Source organism: Flavisolibacter ginsengiterrae DSM 18136 (genome assembly GCF_059568575.1).
Window position 1 is genome coordinate 334698 of record NZ_JCANTR010000002.1, and the last position, 15961, is coordinate 350658.

Consider the following 15961-nt stretch of genomic DNA (forward strand, 5'->3'; position numbering starts at 1 on the left):
ATGGCACATTGTTCGAATTATTCTTTTCAAATCGAAATATTATGAAACAGTCGTGGAAAAGATTAGTGGAGCAAACTGAAGTGAAGGCAGAAAAAATAAACTTTAATACTGCCCTGTTTATGATATTTATGTTCCTTGCATTTTGGGGAATCAGCTTTTATGTTCTTGTTAATAGCCTTGCCTGAATTCATATATATGCTGAAATCCTTTACGGGCTTATTAATCAATTCAAAAGTTTCTAAAAGAAGGTGCCTGTCTTTTTAAGTAGTATGTTTTACAGGCAGGCACTTATTAGAATAGTTTAATCATTGTATGGAGTTAAGTTTCGTGTTCTTTCTTCTCCATACATTTCGCCATACTTTTTACTGATCAGCTCACCAATTACCCTTACTTTTCCCCTCTTCTCCTGTAAAATTTTCCATGTTGCCCCGGATTCCAATGCTTTTGAAAATTCTTTTGCTTCATCCATATAAATTTCCAGGAGGGTACGCAAATCGTTTTGCTCAATTTCTTTCATCATCGCTAATATCAATCAACAGAGATTGTAAAGTTATTTTCACAAATAACATTCCTGAATCTAAAAAAAGAATACAATTCCCCATTCCTATTTTTGTGAAATGCCTGAAAATCTACAATTTTCTATTTGCTCTGACCCGGATATTCCAGCCCTGGTAAAATTAGTGAACAGTGCTTACCGCGGCGATAGTTCAAAGAAGGGCTGGACCACCGAGGCTGACCTACTGGATGGAATAAGGACAGATGAAGATGGAATTTATAAAATGATACACCAGGAAGGTTCCGTCATTTTAAAATGCACAATGGGAAATGCACTTGCGGGTTGTGTATATCTCCAAATCCAGGGCGATAATCTATACCTTGGAATGTTGACTGTTTCACCTGAACTGCAGGCTGCAGGTATTGGAAAAAATTTACTGAAGGCGTCTGAACAATTTGCCAGATCAGAGGGTTGTCACAGTATTTTGATGACCGTGATCACCGTTCGGAAGGAGTTGATTGAATGGTATGAAAGAAGAGGGTATCATCAAACTGCGGAACGTCGCCCATTCCCGAATGATCCCAGGTTTGGAATACCTAAACAACCACTTGAGTTCCTAGTAATGGAAAAAAAACTGTAAAAGGATCAATAAATCTAGAAGGAAACAAAAAAAGTTTTCCTAAATCAAAGAATGGAGATAAATGATTAAAGCATATAACTTCCTGGGAAGTTGGCAACTATTCCCTGAAAAAGGCACTTATGAATCCGGAGAGCGTCCAAGGTCTGGAATTTACAAAATTGAAACTGCAGACTCTAAGAAGGAATTGATCATCAGTCATAGTTGGACAAGCCTGGAAAATAAAGGATTTTCTTCTGTTTTCAGGGTCATGGCAAATGCGGAACTACAAGCGTATGAGGATCATAGTTTTGCAGACCAGGTGCAGGTGTCCTTTATTGATAGTATCAGTTTTGAAACACATTTCTACAGGTCAGGACAAGTATTGCTGCATGTAGTACATGAAATACAGCCAAATGGATATTTAAAGATCACCCAGCAAGGCAGCAGGGAAAATGGGTCTACATATACCAATACAGAGTTTTACCATAAACAAATGAGTGTGCTCCCCTACTCCGCTTCGGTATCAGGTGCCGTAATAAAATCTACAGAAGAAGGAGTGATCAGGCATAAGGCTTTAACTGCCATGGAAGAACAAACCAATATGCAGTTAGAGCAAATACGCAAACAAATAGAACTCCTGGCACTCCAGGCACAGGAGATCCACAAAAGAAAGGAACTGTCAATGCTTATATATAATGCCGGGATCTCCTTTAAACCTGAGATTGGGCAAGTTTATTATTTGTATGAAAAACAGGATGGTTGTCATATGATCTCCTTAATTTCTCCCACTGAATGGGGAGCCTCCATGCCTTTTAATAAATTTATTGCAACAGTTCAACTGCTTGCCGATCATACCTGGAAGGAATTGTAAATAAGGGTCAGAAAATCATTTGTCAAACGGGTTTTATAATACACCTGCAGGCTTCTCCTTAATTTTGTTCTATGTCTACAAATCTTTCTGTAAACATCAATAAAATAGCTACGTTGCGCAACAGCCGCGGGGGTAATAATCCGGACCTGGTAAAAGTAGCCATAGATGCCCAGCGTTTTGGTGCTGATGGTATCACGGTTCACCCCCGGCCAGACGAGCGCCATATACGTTACCACGATGTAAGGGACTTAAAGAAGATCATCAATACAGAATTCAATATTGAAGGTAATTGCAGGGAACAAAAATTTGTTGACCTTGTACTGGAAAATAAACCCGACCAGGTAACCCTGGTTCCGGACGAATTGGGCCAGATAACTTCGGATCATGGTTGGGATACCCTTAAAAACAAGGAATATTTGAAGGAAATGATTGCCGTATTTAAATCTTCAGGTATCCGGGTATCCATTTTTGTTGATCCCGTAATTGAAATGGTGGAAGGTGCAGCGAGGACCGGAACGGACCGGATTGAATTATATACAGAAGGATATGCAAAACAATATGCATCAGGCAACAGGAATTCTGCCATTACGCCTTATGTTGCTGCAGCAAAAAAAGCAAAAGAATTAGGCCTGGGTTTAAATGCAGGACACGACCTTGACCTCAATAACCTGAAATTCTTTAAGCAAAATATCCCCTGGCTGGATGAAGTAAGTATTGGACATGCACTCATTAGCGATGCCATTTACCTGGGATTAGAAAATACCATCCAGATCTATAAGCGGCAACTTGCTGAATAAATTCTCTGCCAGAACAGATTTAAATAATGAAATGACTAAAGACCACCTGGTGGAGATATAGTCATTTCATGTAAGGTAATTTAAATGGCAGGTATCAAAGGAACACTGGGAATAGCTGGTGATGCCGCAGCTGTTACACCCAGTGCTCCCATTGCTGAAGATTTGAGTGCCGATCCAAGCTGACCTGCCGCGAGCTTACTTAAACCTGTAGCGCTTTTTCTTTGTTTTGAAATAATATAACCCAGCGCAAACAAAGCCGCTGCAATGGCAATTTTTTTGATCAAAATGCCCTTAGCTGAAGGTATATGAACAGGCACTCCGTTTTCATCAAATGCGGCAGCTTCCTTTACATACCGGCCTGTAGCAGGCATGCCTCTTTTCCAGAACTCACGGGACAATTTGTGCAGTTCTTTCCTTGCAACAGTCCCATACATAGCATGTCCATGACCGGTAGCCATTACGTTGGGCTCCAGGGCTGCCAATTCCTTTACGGAGCGTGCAGCCGCTCCCCAATCCGGAGTAAAATATTTTGGTGGTCCGCAAACGTATTCTTTCTGGGTTGCCACTGCCAGTAATGATTCCTGCATGGTAGTAACGAAAGCATCACCTGCTATCAGTACCCCATCTTTTTCCCGGAAAAGGCTGATATGCCCGGGCGTATGCCCTGGTGTATGTATCCATTTCCAATCTTCCAATTCCGGGACAGTGCCATCTTTGGGTAATTCTTTTAAATATTGATCCGCATTGATAGGACATTTAGGGTAGGCAAAAGATAATAAAGACATCATACCACCTCCAACAGATGGGTCTGCAGGGGGATAGGATGACTGACCTGTTAAGAACGGCCGTTCCATATGATGACAATACACAGGACTTCCCCATTCTTCAGCTAATTCGAGCAATGACCCCCTGTGATCAAAATGAGCATGGGTCATGATTATAGCCCTGGGACGGGAGCCTTTATTTCCAAATAAACCTGTTACGAGTTTTCTGATCTTTGAAGCAGTTGATTTTAAACCTGTATCTACCAGTACCCACTCAGTAGCTTCCCTGTTCTGGATAATATACACGTTCACAAAAATGTCTTTCAACCTCCACACACCCGGAGCCACGATCCAACTATTGCTGCCTACGGATATTTCTTCTGTAGCCGACTTTTCCCGCCTTTGCACTAATGTCTGGTTCATAGTAATCTTTTAAAGATGAACCTATAGCGGCACAAATAATATACCATGGCAGCATTATCTATCAATTACTTATTTCATGCACGGCTTTAAGGGTTGGGTATGTATTGAGAATTCTCTAATGATGAACTCTCTTCTCTTTGAGCATGTGTTTAAACCTGCTAAAGGTTTCAGGTTGAATGTTGAGGTAGGAAGCAAGGTATTTTTGAGGAACTCTTTGCAGCAACTCGGGGTTCTTATGTATAAAGTCAAGGAACCGTTCCCGGGGGCTAAGGCGTATCATATTAGTCCACCATTTGTCCCTTACAACCATGGAAAAGGTCACCACCAACCTGCCAAGTCTTTCCATATTGGCACTCTTAGAATAAATCTTTTCCAGATTATCATAATTAATAGATACAACCGTGGTAGGCTCAATAGGTTCAACACAGTATTCGGATGGTGTCCGGCTGTGAAATGATTCCTGCGAATGGATAATATGGCCTTCGGTGGAGATTTGGGTGATCATATCGCCATCACCCTTTTTATAATACTTTAAAACCAATCCTTTAAGAATAAAATTCAGGTAGTCCTCCACCTCACCTATTTTACATAAAGGCTGCCTTTTTCTAAAATGGCGCACCTGCAGGTATGGCCTGATATCATCATTGAATTCTTGTTCCTTAAGATCAATAAACTTGTGAAGAAACAGGAAAAATGGTCGTACATTTTCCATGCTGTCATCTTGTGTGGGTGATAATGAAGTTTGCAACCATAAGTTACTACAATTATTGCATTCAGTTGCCGAACAGCAACTAATAAACTTTTTCTTTCGGAAGTTCCTTCTTCTTCTGTCCCTATTGTATGATAGAACCCATGTTATTTCTCAATCGGCTGAACCAAATATCCCTGGTTCTCTTGCAGGTACCTTACCCAACTCATACCTCGAACTTAAAATAAACCTTAGTTTTGCCGATTATTTAAACAAACCGCGCATAAATGACACAAAAGATTAAAGTTGCCAACCCGGTGGTAGAACTGGACGGTGATGAAATGACCCGGATAATTTGGAAATTCATTAAAGACAAGTTGATCCTGCCCTACCTGGAACTTGATATCAAATATTATGACCTTGGCATTGAATACCGCGATCAGACAGGCGACAGGGTTACTATTGATGCCGCCAATGCTATAAAGCAATACGGTGTTGGTATCAAATGTGCCACTATCACTCCTGATGAAGACAGGGTTAAAGAATTTAACCTGAAGCAAATGTGGAAAAGCCCCAATGGAACTATCCGCAACATCCTGGATGGAACTGTTTTCCGTGAGCCTATTGTTATTAAGAATGTTCCGCGCCTGGTAACTACCTGGGACCGCCCAATTGTTGTAGGCCGTCATGCTTTTGGTGACCAATACCGCGCCACTGACTTTGTAGTAAAAGGCAAAGGAAAATTAACCATCACCTTTGAAGGAGATAATGGCGAAAAACAGGAATATGAGGTATATAATTATACAGGAGAAGGTGGAGTAGCCCTGGCTATGTATAATACAGATGAAAGCATCCGTGGCTTTGCCCGAAGCTGTATGAACATGGCATTGCAGAAAGCCTGGCCTTTATACCTGAGCACAAAAAATACGATTCTCAAAAAATATGATGGCCGCTTCCGTGACATCTTTGCCGAAATATTTGATGCAGAGTTCAAACAAAAGTTTGCTGAAGCAGGCATTACCTATGAACACCGACTGATCGATGATATGGTGGCATCAGCAATGAAATGGAATGGTGGATTTGTATGGGCTTGCAAAAATTATGATGGTGATGTTCAAAGTGATTCTGTAGCACAAGGATTTGGTTCACTTGGACTGATGACTTCCGTATTGGTAACGCCTGATGGACAGACCATGGAAGCTGAAGCCGCGCATGGTACAGTTACCCGCCACTACCGCGAACACCAGAAAGGCAATCCAACTTCCACCAACCCAATCGCTTCCATTTTTGCATGGACAAGAGGCCTGGCATTCCGTGGCAAATTGGATAATAACCAGGAACTGATCAATTTCAGCAATGCCCTGGAAGAAGTATGTATAGAAACTGTTGAAAGTGGAAAAATGACTAAGGACCTTGCACTTACTATCAATCCTGGCAAGGTTGAACATGGCAGGGATTATTTATACACCGAAGAATTCCTGGATGCCATTGATCAGAACCTGAAAAAGAAAATGGGTATCTCCTGATATTTCTAATGAATTGGTTGTAATGGTGCTTCCCAACGGAAGCACCATTTTTATTTTGTCCTGATCAATATCACTATTTCGATGTATGGACATCATTGCCCCCTTGCCCTGGAAGTTGTCTATTTATACAACAAATTCCGGCAATGAAACCAGCACTACTCATACTCTTGGTCCTGCATGGACTTTTGCATTTGCTGGGATTTACCAAAGCATTCAACCTTGCCAGGCTCACAGAACTTTCTATAAACATCAGCAGGTTCAATGGCTTTCTTTGGCTTGCAGCATCTTTATTGATGATCAGCACAGGCCTGTTTTACTTTTCCAATAAAGGATGGTGGTGGATACCAGGAACAATTGCCCTTGCAATATCACAATATCTCATTCTTTTAAACTGGAAGGATGCAAAGTTTGGCACCCTTATCAATGTATTCCTTTTAGCTGGCATACTTGTTTCAGTTGCATCCACGCTGTTTAAAGACCAATATCACAAAGATGTTCGCCAACAATTAGAGCAGCATAGGAACAAAAATGTTCCTGTTTTAACTGAACAGGATATATTATTACTTCCTGGTGCCATCCAAAAATATTTACATTATTGCGGAGTTGTAGGCAAACCAATGGTCAATCATTTCAAAGTTGAATTTTCCGGTCAGATAAGGAAAGATGCCCATTCATCCTGGATGCCAGTCACCAGCACACAATACAATTTTTTGGATAGCCCCTGCCGCTTCTTTTTCATGAATGCAACAATGAAAATGCTTCCTGTGGCAGGTTATCATCGCTTCGCTGACGGCAAAGCTACAATGGACATACGCCTTTTATCCCTGTTTAAAGTGCAGTATAAGTCAGGCAAAGAAATGGATACTGCTGAAACGGTAACTTTTTTCAATGATATGTGTTGCATGGCGCCAGCCACACTGATCGACAAAAGGATCCAATGGCTGGAAGCTGATGACAATAAAGTAAAGGCAAAGTTTACCAGCAATGGCATAACGGTCTCCGCTACACTTTATTTCTCCAAAAATGGTGAACTGACCAATTTTGTATCCGGCGACCGGTATGCCATAGCCGGGGATAGTTTTGTCAAAACACCGTGGTCAACACCGGTCAGAGGCTATAAAAAAATCAAGGGATTCAAACTTCCTGCAATAGCTGAGACTATTTATAATTTCCCAGGCGAAGATCTGTGTTATGGTTCTTTTACCATCACCAATGTTGAATACAATCCACAAAGCCTGGGCGAAAATTAAAACTTCGTCATCAACATAGATAAATACATAACTCTTTACTATAACGATTTTTCAACTCAGTAAAATTCATAACTTACTTTGTCTTCCTATTTTAGTGTTGACCCATCTTGCCATTTTTATAATATCCAAATAATGTAATTATATGAAACCGCTGCAATCCTCAGCTCCATGGCCAATCCTATTTTGTTGTATTCTATTCGCCTGTTCTTCATCCAAAAATACTGTTGCCACCAGCAAATACATTCCAGATTCCCAAAGCCTTTATGATACCATTGTTAAATGGGACAGCTTCTATTTTACAGCTTACAATACCTGTGACCTTGTAAAGCAGAGAAGTATTTTCTCTGATACCCTTGAATTTTACCATGATAAAGGAGGGCTTTCCACTTCTAAAAACGATATAATGGATGCGCTTCAAAAAAACATTTGTGGAAAGGTGACAAGGGAATTAGTAGCAGGCAGTATTGAAGTTTATCCTATAAAAGACTTTGGCGCAGTTGAAATGGGTATTCACCGATTTCATAACAACCAGGAGCCTCCCGGAACGCCATCACATCCGGGTAAATTTGTTATTATCTGGCAGCAAACCAACAATACCTGGAAAATCACCAGGGTAATTAGCCTCCATTAAGCTAATATAATTTCCTGGCCATTAATAGCCTGGTGAAATAAGCATTAACATCACTTTACCAACGGCTACATATTGATAACCTGACCATGCTACGCTTCTAATATTATATAAATGATCATCAGGATAAGCTTGTGTCCAGTTCACCCCGTCACTGGAAGTGAATAAGCCATTACCTGCTCCCACAAAAGTTTTCCCTGAATAACAAACCCCAAATAATCCTATTGCTGGATTGGCAACATAGTTCCAGTTTATGCCATCATTGGAATATCCCGATACACCACTTCCCGCAGTAACAAACTTAGATCCGGTCCATATAACATCATTTAAGGAATAGCCACCAGTATTGGAGCTGGATCTGTTGGTCCAATCAATACCGTTTGAAGAAGTTAATAATAGGGGCTTCCGTGCACCTTCTACAAAATAACTACCCACAGCCACAAATAAGTTTCCTGACCATGCAATGGAGGTAAGTTCACCACTATGAACAGTAAAAGAAGATGCAGTCCATACTATACCATCAGTGGACACTTGTATCTCAGTTTGATTATTGACCATATTAGTTCCGACAGCAATAAATTTTGAACCTGACCAAACAATGCCATAAAGCCGGAAATCGCTTACGTCACCTATAGATCGAATGGTCCAGTTTATTCCATCCGGCGAGGTTAATATGGTTTTATTTTCGCCAACAGCCACATACTGTGTTCCAGACCAGGTCATGCCCCATAACATATTATTAGTGCCTGTATGTTGCAATGTCCACCCCGATACTCCGTTAGAAGTGATCACTATCCCAGCATGTCCAACAGCCATAAATTGAGAGTTCACCCAAATGATCTTATTTGGCTGATAAGTACCTGGAATAATAGTTTCCTGCCAGGACTTTCCGCTATCATCAATAATGATCTGCACAGTTCCTGGTAATCTATTGGAGGCATTTCCCTTGCCATCAATGATCCATATTTCGAAAGTATAGGTAGCAGGACCTGGAGGCATGGCGACCTCGAATACACCAGTCAATACACCGCTTGATTCATTATTAACAGGGACATCCTGTGTAAGATCCGCTCCTGCCGATGTTTTCAACCTAACCTGGTGTACACCGTTGCTTGCATTGGCAAAATGGATGCTTCCGGAAATGGTAAAGGTTGTCAACCAGGGCCGCAAGGCAACTGTGTGGGGATCGTATGCTAAAGCTGAAATAGTGAATGTATTTGGATTAGGAGGAGGATTTCCCCCGGATGATCCTGAATTCTTTGAGCATTGTATGACCAGCAGGCAACAACAAAAGACCAGGACCTGGCGTATAGAGGTGATCATACCCTAATGTAAAAGCAAACCGCTATTCAAAGCAATGACTGCATTTTAACGTTTTACTGATTGTGGTCAATCAATACTTGTAATGGAATAGGCAGCATTAGGGTCTTTCAAGATATTTTGATAGAATACTGATTTTTGCGATTGTGAATTGATACTTTCCTATCCTTTTAACCTTATAAGAAGTATTCAGATTATAAACCCTTTGATCCACACTGTTTACCCACAGCTTTTTTCTATCCTTTCAAGAAGTCAACTTGTCAACCCCCTAATTTACTTTTTCCCTTCCGCCATTTTCCGTAACTCAACACCGTGCAGGTCTTTTATCTTATTGATACAATTTTCAAGATTTTCTTTTGGTATACCCATAACCATCCGGCAAAACAACTGTGCTTCGTTTTGAATAATTATGCAGCCAAATCGTTTTATTACCATCATGATCTCGTTCATCAGCGTATAATCAAAATTCAGCTCATACATTTCCAGGATCGGCTTTTGAATAATAGGCGTAAGCTGCAATGCAAGGGAAGTGACCATCTTATAAGCATTGATCAACCCGGGAACCCCTAATAAAGTACCACCAAAATAGCGCACTACTATAACGGCTACATTTGTGACGCCTTTACTGTCTATTTGGCCCAGAATCGGCTTGCCGGCTGACCCGGAAGGCTCACCATCATCTCCTGCACGAAAATTATTTCCATCGGTTCCTATCCGGTAAGCAAAACAATGATGAGCAGCTTTGGGATGTTCTTCTTTAAGCCCTTTTAAATACTTTTTAAAATCATCAGCGGAAGTAACAGGATAAGCGTAGGCCAAAAAACGACTGCCCCTGTCCTTATATCCTGCACTAGAAGGCTTCTCAATGGTGTTATAATGGTTCATTTGTTTCAGTGTGGCGATAAGTGCGGATGGTATCAGAAGATAAATGCACCGAATGTATCAATACTTCATTATAAAATTTGGGTGCAGCCAAACCTTGCCCCAGAATCGTTTCTTCGTTGGTGATCACTTTAATTTCATCCCACAGATCTTCTTCTATAAAAGATTGCAATAATACGGAACCACCTTCAACAATAAGGGATTGTATATCCATACTGTATAAAGCAGCCAGTATTTGTTGTACAAGGCCTGCACCTTCTTTCAGCTGATAAAAATGTACGCCCGGGATATTCCTTGCCATTTTCAGATCCTCAATGGTATGCTTGCTTTTATTGAATACTATAGTAGGTATGGAACTATCAAATAGTTTTAAGCCTGCCTGTAAGGTTAATTCCCTATCAACAACCAATCGTACAGGGTTATTGCCAGGCCATAGCCTTGTATTTAGAGAAGGATCGTCCCATAATGCTGTCCTGGTTCCAACCAATATTGCCATTTCCTCACTTCGCCATTTGTGAACCAGGCGGTTACTGAGCTCATTGCTAATATAAAGTCGGGAAGAAGCTAAAGTGTTATCCTGTTCACTGGCATTATAAGCCATATATCCATCAGCCGTTTGTGCCCATTTTAAAACAATGTAGGGCCTAAGCTGCTGGTGAAATGTAAAAAAGCGTTTGTTCAGCTCTTTACACTCCTCTTCCAATATTCCTGTAATAACTTTCACTCCTGCTTCACGGAGTTTCTCGATACCTTTTCCATCTACCTGCACAAATGGATCACGACAACCAATAACTACTGTAGGTATTTCCATTTTTACAATCAGGTCGGCACAGGGAGGTGTTTTACCAAAATGAGCGCAAGGTTCCAATGAAACATACAGAACCGAATGCTTAACCAGGTCCCTGTGCTCTAAGCTGACAGAATGTATACAATTGACCTCTGCATGGGGTTCTCCGAATTTTTGGTGGTAGCCTTCCCCGATGACTGTATCATTATATACCAAAACAGCACCAACCATTGGGTTGGGTGCTACATAACCCATTCCCAATCGTGCCAGTTGCAGGCACCGGGCCATATATATCTCATGCAGGTCATTCATCCTTTTGCAATTGGCAAATTTAAACCAACATGCTTTAAGTTTGGTTAATGAAATTAGCAGCAGCAGAAAGGTACCTAACTGAAAGTTTGAATGAAGTTTATGAGGAAAGTGAAGCCCGGAACATTGCCGCTCTGTTGATAGAACATATCACTTCACTTTCCAAAAATGAAAGATTAACCAGGAAGGATTATGAACTGAGCGGGGACCAATATAGGACCCTATTAGCTGAACTCAAGCGATTACTGAATCATGAACCCATACAGTATATAATGAATAAAAGCTGGTTTTACGGGATGGAATTATATGTTGATCCTTCAGTATTAATACCCCGCCCTGAAACTGAAGAACTGGTAGAATGGATAGTAAAAGATGTAAAAGCCTCCGGGCTTAACGTATTTACCAGGAATGCCACAGAGTCTGATAAAACAACCTTATTGAAGATACTGGACATAGGTACAGGGAGCGGCTGCATTGCACTGGCCTTGAAGAAAGAAATGCCCCTGGCAGAAGTATGGGGTTGCGATGTGAGCGAAGGAGCTTTAAATGTAGCAAGAAGAAATGGTTCGGCTTTGGATATAAGGGTTGATTTCCAGGGATTGAACTTTTTAGACCTGGTACAACAAAGACAATTGCCTACTGTAAATATTCTGGTCAGTAATCCGCCCTATATTCCCCTTAAAGACAAAGAGGAAATGAACCCGAATGTAGTGGAGCATGAACCCCATATAGCCCTGTTTGTACCTGAGGATGATCCGTTGGTTTTCTATAGAGCATTGGCAATGTTTGGAAGGAACCATCTTTCCGAAAATGGAAGTATGTATATGGAAATTCACGAAGACCTGGGCATACAGGTTACACACCTATTTAAAGAAGAAGGATACTTTTCAGTAGAAATGAAAAAAGATATGCAGGGCAAGAACAGGATGGTAAAGGTTAAAAAATGATGCGGCATCTTTTTACATAAGGGCCAAAAATACTGACCCCTTTCCTGAATAAATATAATCAGGTATTACCAGGGTTTATTTCACATGCACGCCCACTTTCGCATTGTATTTCTTAGCAATGCTCATGATCTTAAATACTTCTCCCCAATAAGCAATAGTATCTGCATTGACAATAACCGAAGGCGTATCAACTAATTTCCTCGCATTTTCTATCTGGTGCTTGAGCAGGCTGTCCATATGGGTATAATCCACAGGGGTTTGACCCATAAAATACTGGTGTTCCTTATTTACAGACACTATAATATTTTGTTTGGCTTTCATGTCCTTTGACCCCTTGGGATTGTTAACTTTCACCAGGTTAGGGTTGGCCAATGTGGAGGCGATCAAAAAGAAAAGCAGCAGAATGAACAAGATGTCATTCAGTGGTCCTGTATGTACTTCTGTATGGGCTCTTAATTTTCTGCGAATATTCATGTTTCTATATCTGGTGTTTGTTCTGGCTGTTAAAACCCTAATTCAAACAATTTTAGTCAACCATAAACTTTAATCCTGCCAAAAGCAGCAACTACCTCGTTGGCTCCTGCAGTACATCAATAAACTCTGCACTGGATCCTTCCATTTTATTGGCTGTCTTATCAACCTGTGTGCTTAAAAAGTTATGTGCGATATAAGCCAGCAAACCGATGATCAAACCTGAAGCCGATGTGATCATTTTGGTATAAATACCGTTGGCCATGGTCTGGATCGTAAAATCACCGGTGGATGCCAGACGGTAGAACAATTCGAACATACCAACGATAGTTCCAAGGAATCCAAACATAGGAGCAATACCTGCAATCAGTGATAATACTGAAAGGTTACGCTCCATATTATACAGCTCAAGTTTGCCCACGTTCTCCATACTTTTCTCGATATTATCAATGGGCTTACCAATTCGTTGAATGCCTTTGTCTATAATGCGGGCTACAGGGTTATTGGTATTCTTTGCATAACTCCGGGCCGCGCTAACATTTCCATTGACAATGTGATCCCGTATGATGTTCATGAAATTGGTATCGATACGGGAAGCCTTGCGGATGGCGATAAAACGCTCAAAGAAAACAAAAATAGTAACCAGGAAAAGGGCTACCAGTGGAATCATCACCCAACCTCCCATAGTGAGCAATTCGCCTAAGCTTATGCTCCCGTCCTTGTTCATATCAGCTTGTGAAGTAGCAGTCTTGCTTACGGTATCTACAATTTGTAGCAGGTTTATCATACGAAATTTCGTCTTTTAGCGGTAAATGTAATATAACGTGATGAATAACGTTAGGCAACGCCTATTATTTTGTATTGCAAATAAGAGCTATAAAATAGCCTGCTGTTTAAGCAGGCTTTAACTTTTTCAGAGTTTTAACAAGAGTAATTATTAGCCAGTAAGTTCAGTTTTGGCTGCCTTTTATCAATTACTCCTGTAAATCTTTTCACGTATTATAGATGATCCGGGTCAATCCCTTGATGATTACAACTGGGTTCCTGCCGGCTTTATCATTAACGCCTGTATTTGTTTCATGGTTTTTTCCATGCCTTCGGAACTTCCATCCAGGAATATCACATTGCCTTTTCCATATTCTGCAAAGTTCTTTATAGCTTCTGTCCACATGCTAAACAGTATCACATTGGTATCCAGGTTCGCCTGTTTCATTTGTTCTGCTGCCTCGGTCATACCCCTTGCCACTTCCTGGCGGAAAAGCGCCACACCCTGGCCGCGCAAACGGGCTGCTTCCCTTTCAGCTTCTGCCGCAATTTTAATAGCATTTCCTTCTGCTTCAGCTCCTTTTGTTTTGGTGATCAGCAATGCCTGGCCTTCATTTTCTGCCGCTGCTTTCAAATTGTTGGAAGCAACCACTTTACTCATGGAGTCCATGATGGCTTTATCAAAAGTGATATCATTGATCTGCAGATCCTGCAAATGATAACCCCACTGCTCCAATGTATGGTCAATCTGGTCTTTGACATAATCAACGATCTCTTTACGCTGTCCAAGGATCTCTGATTGTCGCTTTGTTGCCACAAAGGCGCGGATAGAGCCTTCAATGGTACGAGTAAGAGCCTGCATCAGGTCCCTGTCACTGATAAATACAAAGGCCACTCTTTTAATGGTTTCTTCATCGGTATTCTGAACGGAGTAAAGCAACATGCTTTTAAAATACACATTGGCCTGGTCTATAGTAACAGCCTGGAACTCCATTTCCACAGAACGGTTCTGAACTGAAATCTTTTTCATTACCTGTTCGAAAAAAGGGATCTTGAAATTCAGTCCCGGGCGTGCTGCACGCCTGTATTTGCCAAATAACGTAATGACGCCTACATATCCCTGGTTCACCGTGAAAAGGCCACTAAACACAATCAGGATAAGAAGTATCAGCCACCAGTAGTTCAACAGAAAATTAAGAAGAGAATTAGAATCAGTCTGTAAAAGGTACATGAAGTATTATTTTTGGTTGCTTGTTTGATCGACTAAGATACCATATCTATGGAAATGAAAGCATTATTCCCGTGCATACAGGTAGATTTCCACCCTCCTGTTCTTTTGCCTTCCAGCTATTGAATTGTTGTCAGCAACAGGTCTGGAACTTCCCCAACCATTGGCCTGGATATTAGCATTAAAATGAGGTTGAAGGTATCCCAGTACAGTTAAGGCTCTTTTTTGGGAAAGCATTTCATTATAAGTGTAACTACCCCTGTTATCTGTATGACCATGTACCTGGATGGAATCAACCGTAAATTTCCTTGCAGAAAGAATGAAGCTGTCAAGAACTGTATTGGCTTCCTTTGTAAGACCATAGCTGTTGGTGGCAAATAATACATCCGGCAACACCAATGTATCGATCTTTTGTATTTGCGTCACTGAATTGCGAACCCTTTGAAGTGGTTTGTCCTTAGATTCCTTTATCTCCCTGGAAAGATATTCATGACGTTCATCCTGTGCATAGATTTCTTCCATTGTTTTTCTCCAGTCGGGACATAATTGCTCTTTAGGATCTATGGGTCGAAGGGAAATATCGTCGAGCAAAACAAAATAGTTATTTTCCCTGTTCAGGCCAGTGGGACCTGTAATATCACCCCTTTTAAAATTTCCAATGGTGATATACGATTCAATACCTGTAGCCTTGTACTGGAAAGTTATTGGTTGCCATGCTGATGATTTCGCAGGTCTTTGAAGCGCATCCCTGAGGAATAATGTTGGAGTGATTTTCCTATAGGGCTCTTTCTCAAATAGAAAATCATAGTTTGTAAAATATACACCAATACTGTCAAGAACAGGATGAAGTGATTTTATAAAAAAGCGTAACTCGTATATATGATCCTTACGCAAACCGCACAACAACCTGCTCCTAACGAAGGTGCGGTAATAGGGCTTTTTAGCATGCCCCGCTATGATGGAAACAAAATGTTCACCACCGTGTGCCAATTCGCGGTCCTTAAAATAATAAAAGTAAGATGGAACAGTATAGATCCATGCTTCAGGAGCACAGTTCACTTTGTATTCAGAACAGATATTCTCTTCTTCAAATCCTCCATTTACAAGTAATTCCTGCCCTATTACCTGTAATGGAAACAGCAAAATATAAAAGACGTGTAGTCTCACAGAGTTTTATTGTTAGTCACTAA

The 15961-nt window shown here is 40.9% G+C and carries 18 protein-coding genes; 8 read left to right on the top strand and 10 right to left on the bottom strand.

What is annotated here, in order from left to right:
* Nucleotides 1-41: 41 nt before the first annotated feature.
* On the top strand, nucleotides 42-185 hold the full coding sequence (locus BP74_RS03425; protein WP_496371091.1) for a hypothetical protein: 144 nt from the start codon (nucleotides 42-44) through the stop codon (nucleotides 183-185).
* A gap of 116 nt (nucleotides 186-301) precedes the next feature.
* On the opposite strand, the gene BP74_RS03430 is transcribed toward BP74_RS03425, so the two are convergent.
* Nucleotides 302-520 (bottom strand): hypothetical protein, encoded by a 219-nt coding sequence (locus BP74_RS03430; RefSeq protein WP_496371093.1) that lies wholly within the window; start codon nucleotides 518-520, stop codon nucleotides 302-304.
* Nucleotides 521-617: 97 nt separating this feature from the next.
* Here BP74_RS03430 and BP74_RS03435 point away from each other — a divergent pair, with 97 nt between their 5' ends.
* From BP74_RS03435 to BP74_RS03445, 3 genes are all read left to right on the top strand, one after another.
* Nucleotides 618-1136 (top strand): GNAT family N-acetyltransferase, encoded by a 519-nt coding sequence (locus BP74_RS03435; RefSeq protein WP_496371094.1) that lies wholly within the window; start codon nucleotides 618-620, stop codon nucleotides 1134-1136.
* Between the two features lie 61 nt (nucleotides 1137-1197).
* Nucleotides 1198-1986, top strand: coding sequence for a DUF2452 domain-containing protein (locus BP74_RS03440; protein ID WP_496371096.1), 789 nt, complete (start codon nucleotides 1198-1200; stop codon nucleotides 1984-1986).
* Between the two features lie 71 nt (nucleotides 1987-2057).
* Nucleotides 2058-2783 (top strand): pyridoxine 5'-phosphate synthase, encoded by a 726-nt coding sequence (locus tag BP74_RS03445; protein ID WP_496371098.1) that lies wholly within the window; start codon nucleotides 2058-2060, stop codon nucleotides 2781-2783.
* A gap of 80 nt (nucleotides 2784-2863) precedes the next feature.
* On the opposite strand, the gene BP74_RS03450 is transcribed toward BP74_RS03445, so the two are convergent.
* Both BP74_RS03450 and BP74_RS03455 read right to left on the bottom strand, forming a co-directional pair.
* Nucleotides 2864-3970: an MBL fold metallo-hydrolase gene (locus BP74_RS03450; RefSeq protein WP_496371100.1), complete on the bottom strand. Its 1107-nt coding sequence runs from the start codon at nucleotides 3968-3970 to the stop codon at nucleotides 2864-2866.
* A 115-nt stretch (nucleotides 3971-4085) separates the two neighbouring features.
* Nucleotides 4086-4682, bottom strand: a complete 597-nt coding sequence (locus BP74_RS03455) for a Crp/Fnr family transcriptional regulator (RefSeq protein WP_496371102.1) — start codon at nucleotides 4680-4682, stop codon at nucleotides 4086-4088.
* Nucleotides 4683-4945: 263 nt separating this feature from the next.
* Between BP74_RS03455 and BP74_RS03460 the strand changes: the two genes are divergently transcribed.
* The 3 genes from BP74_RS03460 (at nucleotide 4946) to BP74_RS03470 (ending at nucleotide 8065) form a co-directional block, all read left to right on the top strand.
* Nucleotides 4946-6184, top strand: a complete 1239-nt coding sequence (locus tag BP74_RS03460; protein WP_496371104.1) for an isocitrate dehydrogenase (NADP(+)) — start codon at nucleotides 4946-4948, stop codon at nucleotides 6182-6184.
* A gap of 143 nt (nucleotides 6185-6327) precedes the next feature.
* Nucleotides 6328-7434, top strand: a complete 1107-nt coding sequence (locus BP74_RS03465; RefSeq protein WP_496371106.1) for a DUF6544 family protein — start codon at nucleotides 6328-6330, stop codon at nucleotides 7432-7434.
* Nucleotides 7435-7576: 142 nt separating this feature from the next.
* Nucleotides 7577-8065, top strand: coding sequence for a nuclear transport factor 2 family protein (locus tag BP74_RS03470; protein WP_496371108.1), 489 nt, complete (start codon nucleotides 7577-7579; stop codon nucleotides 8063-8065).
* A 21-nt stretch (nucleotides 8066-8086) separates the two neighbouring features.
* Here BP74_RS03470 and BP74_RS03475 read toward each other — a convergent pair whose 3' ends face one another.
* The 3 genes from BP74_RS03475 to ribD all read right to left on the bottom strand — a co-directional run bounded on the left by BP74_RS03475 (nucleotide 8087) and on the right by ribD (nucleotide 11363).
* Nucleotides 8087-9385 (bottom strand): hypothetical protein, encoded by a 1299-nt coding sequence (locus tag BP74_RS03475; RefSeq protein WP_496371110.1) that lies wholly within the window; start codon nucleotides 9383-9385, stop codon nucleotides 8087-8089.
* Nucleotides 9386-9655: 270 nt separating this feature from the next.
* Nucleotides 9656-10267 (bottom strand): IMPACT family protein, encoded by a 612-nt coding sequence (locus BP74_RS03480; RefSeq protein ID WP_496371112.1) that lies wholly within the window; start codon nucleotides 10265-10267, stop codon nucleotides 9656-9658.
* Nucleotides 10254-11363: a bifunctional diaminohydroxyphosphoribosylaminopyrimidine deaminase/5-amino-6-(5-phosphoribosylamino)uracil reductase RibD gene (gene ribD / locus BP74_RS03485; RefSeq protein ID WP_496371114.1), complete on the bottom strand. Its 1110-nt coding sequence runs from the start codon at nucleotides 11361-11363 to the stop codon at nucleotides 10254-10256. Before ribD ends, BP74_RS03480 begins: the two co-directional genes overlap by 14 nt.
* 47 nt (nucleotides 11364-11410) lie before the next feature.
* On the opposite strand from ribD, the gene prmC reads away from it, so the two are divergent.
* Nucleotides 11411-12307: a peptide chain release factor N(5)-glutamine methyltransferase gene (gene prmC, locus BP74_RS03490; protein WP_496371116.1), complete on the top strand. Its 897-nt coding sequence runs from the start codon at nucleotides 11411-11413 to the stop codon at nucleotides 12305-12307.
* Between the two features lie 75 nt (nucleotides 12308-12382).
* Here prmC and BP74_RS03495 read toward each other — a convergent pair whose 3' ends face one another.
* From BP74_RS03495 to BP74_RS03510, 4 genes are all read right to left on the bottom strand, one after another.
* Nucleotides 12383-12781 carry an ExbD/TolR family protein gene (locus tag BP74_RS03495; protein WP_496371118.1) on the bottom strand — a complete coding sequence of 133 codons (399 nt, stop codon included), beginning with the start codon at nucleotides 12779-12781 and terminating at the stop codon, nucleotides 12383-12385.
* Between the two features lie 91 nt (nucleotides 12782-12872).
* Nucleotides 12873-13565 carry a MotA/TolQ/ExbB proton channel family protein gene (locus tag BP74_RS03500; protein ID WP_496371120.1) on the bottom strand — a complete coding sequence of 231 codons (693 nt, stop codon included), beginning with the start codon at nucleotides 13563-13565 and terminating at the stop codon, nucleotides 12873-12875.
* A 243-nt stretch (nucleotides 13566-13808) separates the two neighbouring features.
* Nucleotides 13809-14774 (bottom strand): SPFH domain-containing protein, encoded by a 966-nt coding sequence (locus BP74_RS03505; protein WP_496371122.1) that lies wholly within the window; start codon nucleotides 14772-14774, stop codon nucleotides 13809-13811.
* A 63-nt stretch (nucleotides 14775-14837) separates the two neighbouring features.
* The gene (locus BP74_RS03510; protein WP_496371124.1) at nucleotides 14838-15938 is read right to left on the bottom strand and encodes an OmpA family protein; all 1101 of its coding nucleotides are present in this window, start codon (nucleotides 15936-15938) and stop codon (nucleotides 14838-14840) included.
* Nucleotides 15939-15961: the final 23 nt, after the last annotated feature.

Excerpts from the sequence above, each read along its gene's own strand:
- BP74_RS03425 (WP_496371091.1), top strand. The coding sequence starts at position 42 with ATGAAACAGTCGTGGAAAAGATTAGTGGAGCAAACTGAAGTGAAGGCA.
- BP74_RS03430 (WP_496371093.1), bottom strand. The coding sequence starts at position 520 with ATGATGAAAGAAATTGAGCAAAACGATTTGCGTACCCTCCTGGAAATT.
- BP74_RS03435 (WP_496371094.1), top strand. The coding sequence starts at position 618 with ATGCCTGAAAATCTACAATTTTCTATTTGCTCTGACCCGGATATTCCA.
- BP74_RS03440 (WP_496371096.1), top strand. The coding sequence starts at position 1,198 with ATGATTAAAGCATATAACTTCCTGGGAAGTTGGCAACTATTCCCTGAA.
- BP74_RS03445 (WP_496371098.1), top strand. The coding sequence starts at position 2,058 with ATGTCTACAAATCTTTCTGTAAACATCAATAAAATAGCTACGTTGCGC.
- BP74_RS03450 (WP_496371100.1), bottom strand. The coding sequence starts at position 3,970 with ATGAACCAGACATTAGTGCAAAGGCGGGAAAAGTCGGCTACAGAAGAA.
- BP74_RS03455 (WP_496371102.1), bottom strand. The coding sequence starts at position 4,682 with ATGGAAAATGTACGACCATTTTTCCTGTTTCTTCACAAGTTTATTGAT.
- BP74_RS03460 (WP_496371104.1), top strand. The coding sequence starts at position 4,946 with ATGACACAAAAGATTAAAGTTGCCAACCCGGTGGTAGAACTGGACGGT.
- BP74_RS03465 (WP_496371106.1), top strand. The coding sequence starts at position 6,328 with ATGAAACCAGCACTACTCATACTCTTGGTCCTGCATGGACTTTTGCAT.
- BP74_RS03470 (WP_496371108.1), top strand. The coding sequence starts at position 7,577 with ATGAAACCGCTGCAATCCTCAGCTCCATGGCCAATCCTATTTTGTTGT.
- BP74_RS03475 (WP_496371110.1), bottom strand. The coding sequence starts at position 9,385 with ATGATCACCTCTATACGCCAGGTCCTGGTCTTTTGTTGTTGCCTGCTG.
- BP74_RS03480 (WP_496371112.1), bottom strand. The coding sequence starts at position 10,267 with ATGAACCATTATAACACCATTGAGAAGCCTTCTAGTGCAGGATATAAG.
- ribD (WP_496371114.1), bottom strand. The coding sequence starts at position 11,363 with ATGAATGACCTGCATGAGATATATATGGCCCGGTGCCTGCAACTGGCA.
- prmC (WP_496371116.1), top strand. The coding sequence starts at position 11,411 with ATGAAATTAGCAGCAGCAGAAAGGTACCTAACTGAAAGTTTGAATGAA.
- BP74_RS03495 (WP_496371118.1), bottom strand. The coding sequence starts at position 12,781 with ATGAATATTCGCAGAAAATTAAGAGCCCATACAGAAGTACATACAGGA.
- BP74_RS03500 (WP_496371120.1), bottom strand. The coding sequence starts at position 13,565 with ATGATAAACCTGCTACAAATTGTAGATACCGTAAGCAAGACTGCTACT.
- BP74_RS03505 (WP_496371122.1), bottom strand. The coding sequence starts at position 14,774 with ATGTACCTTTTACAGACTGATTCTAATTCTCTTCTTAATTTTCTGTTG.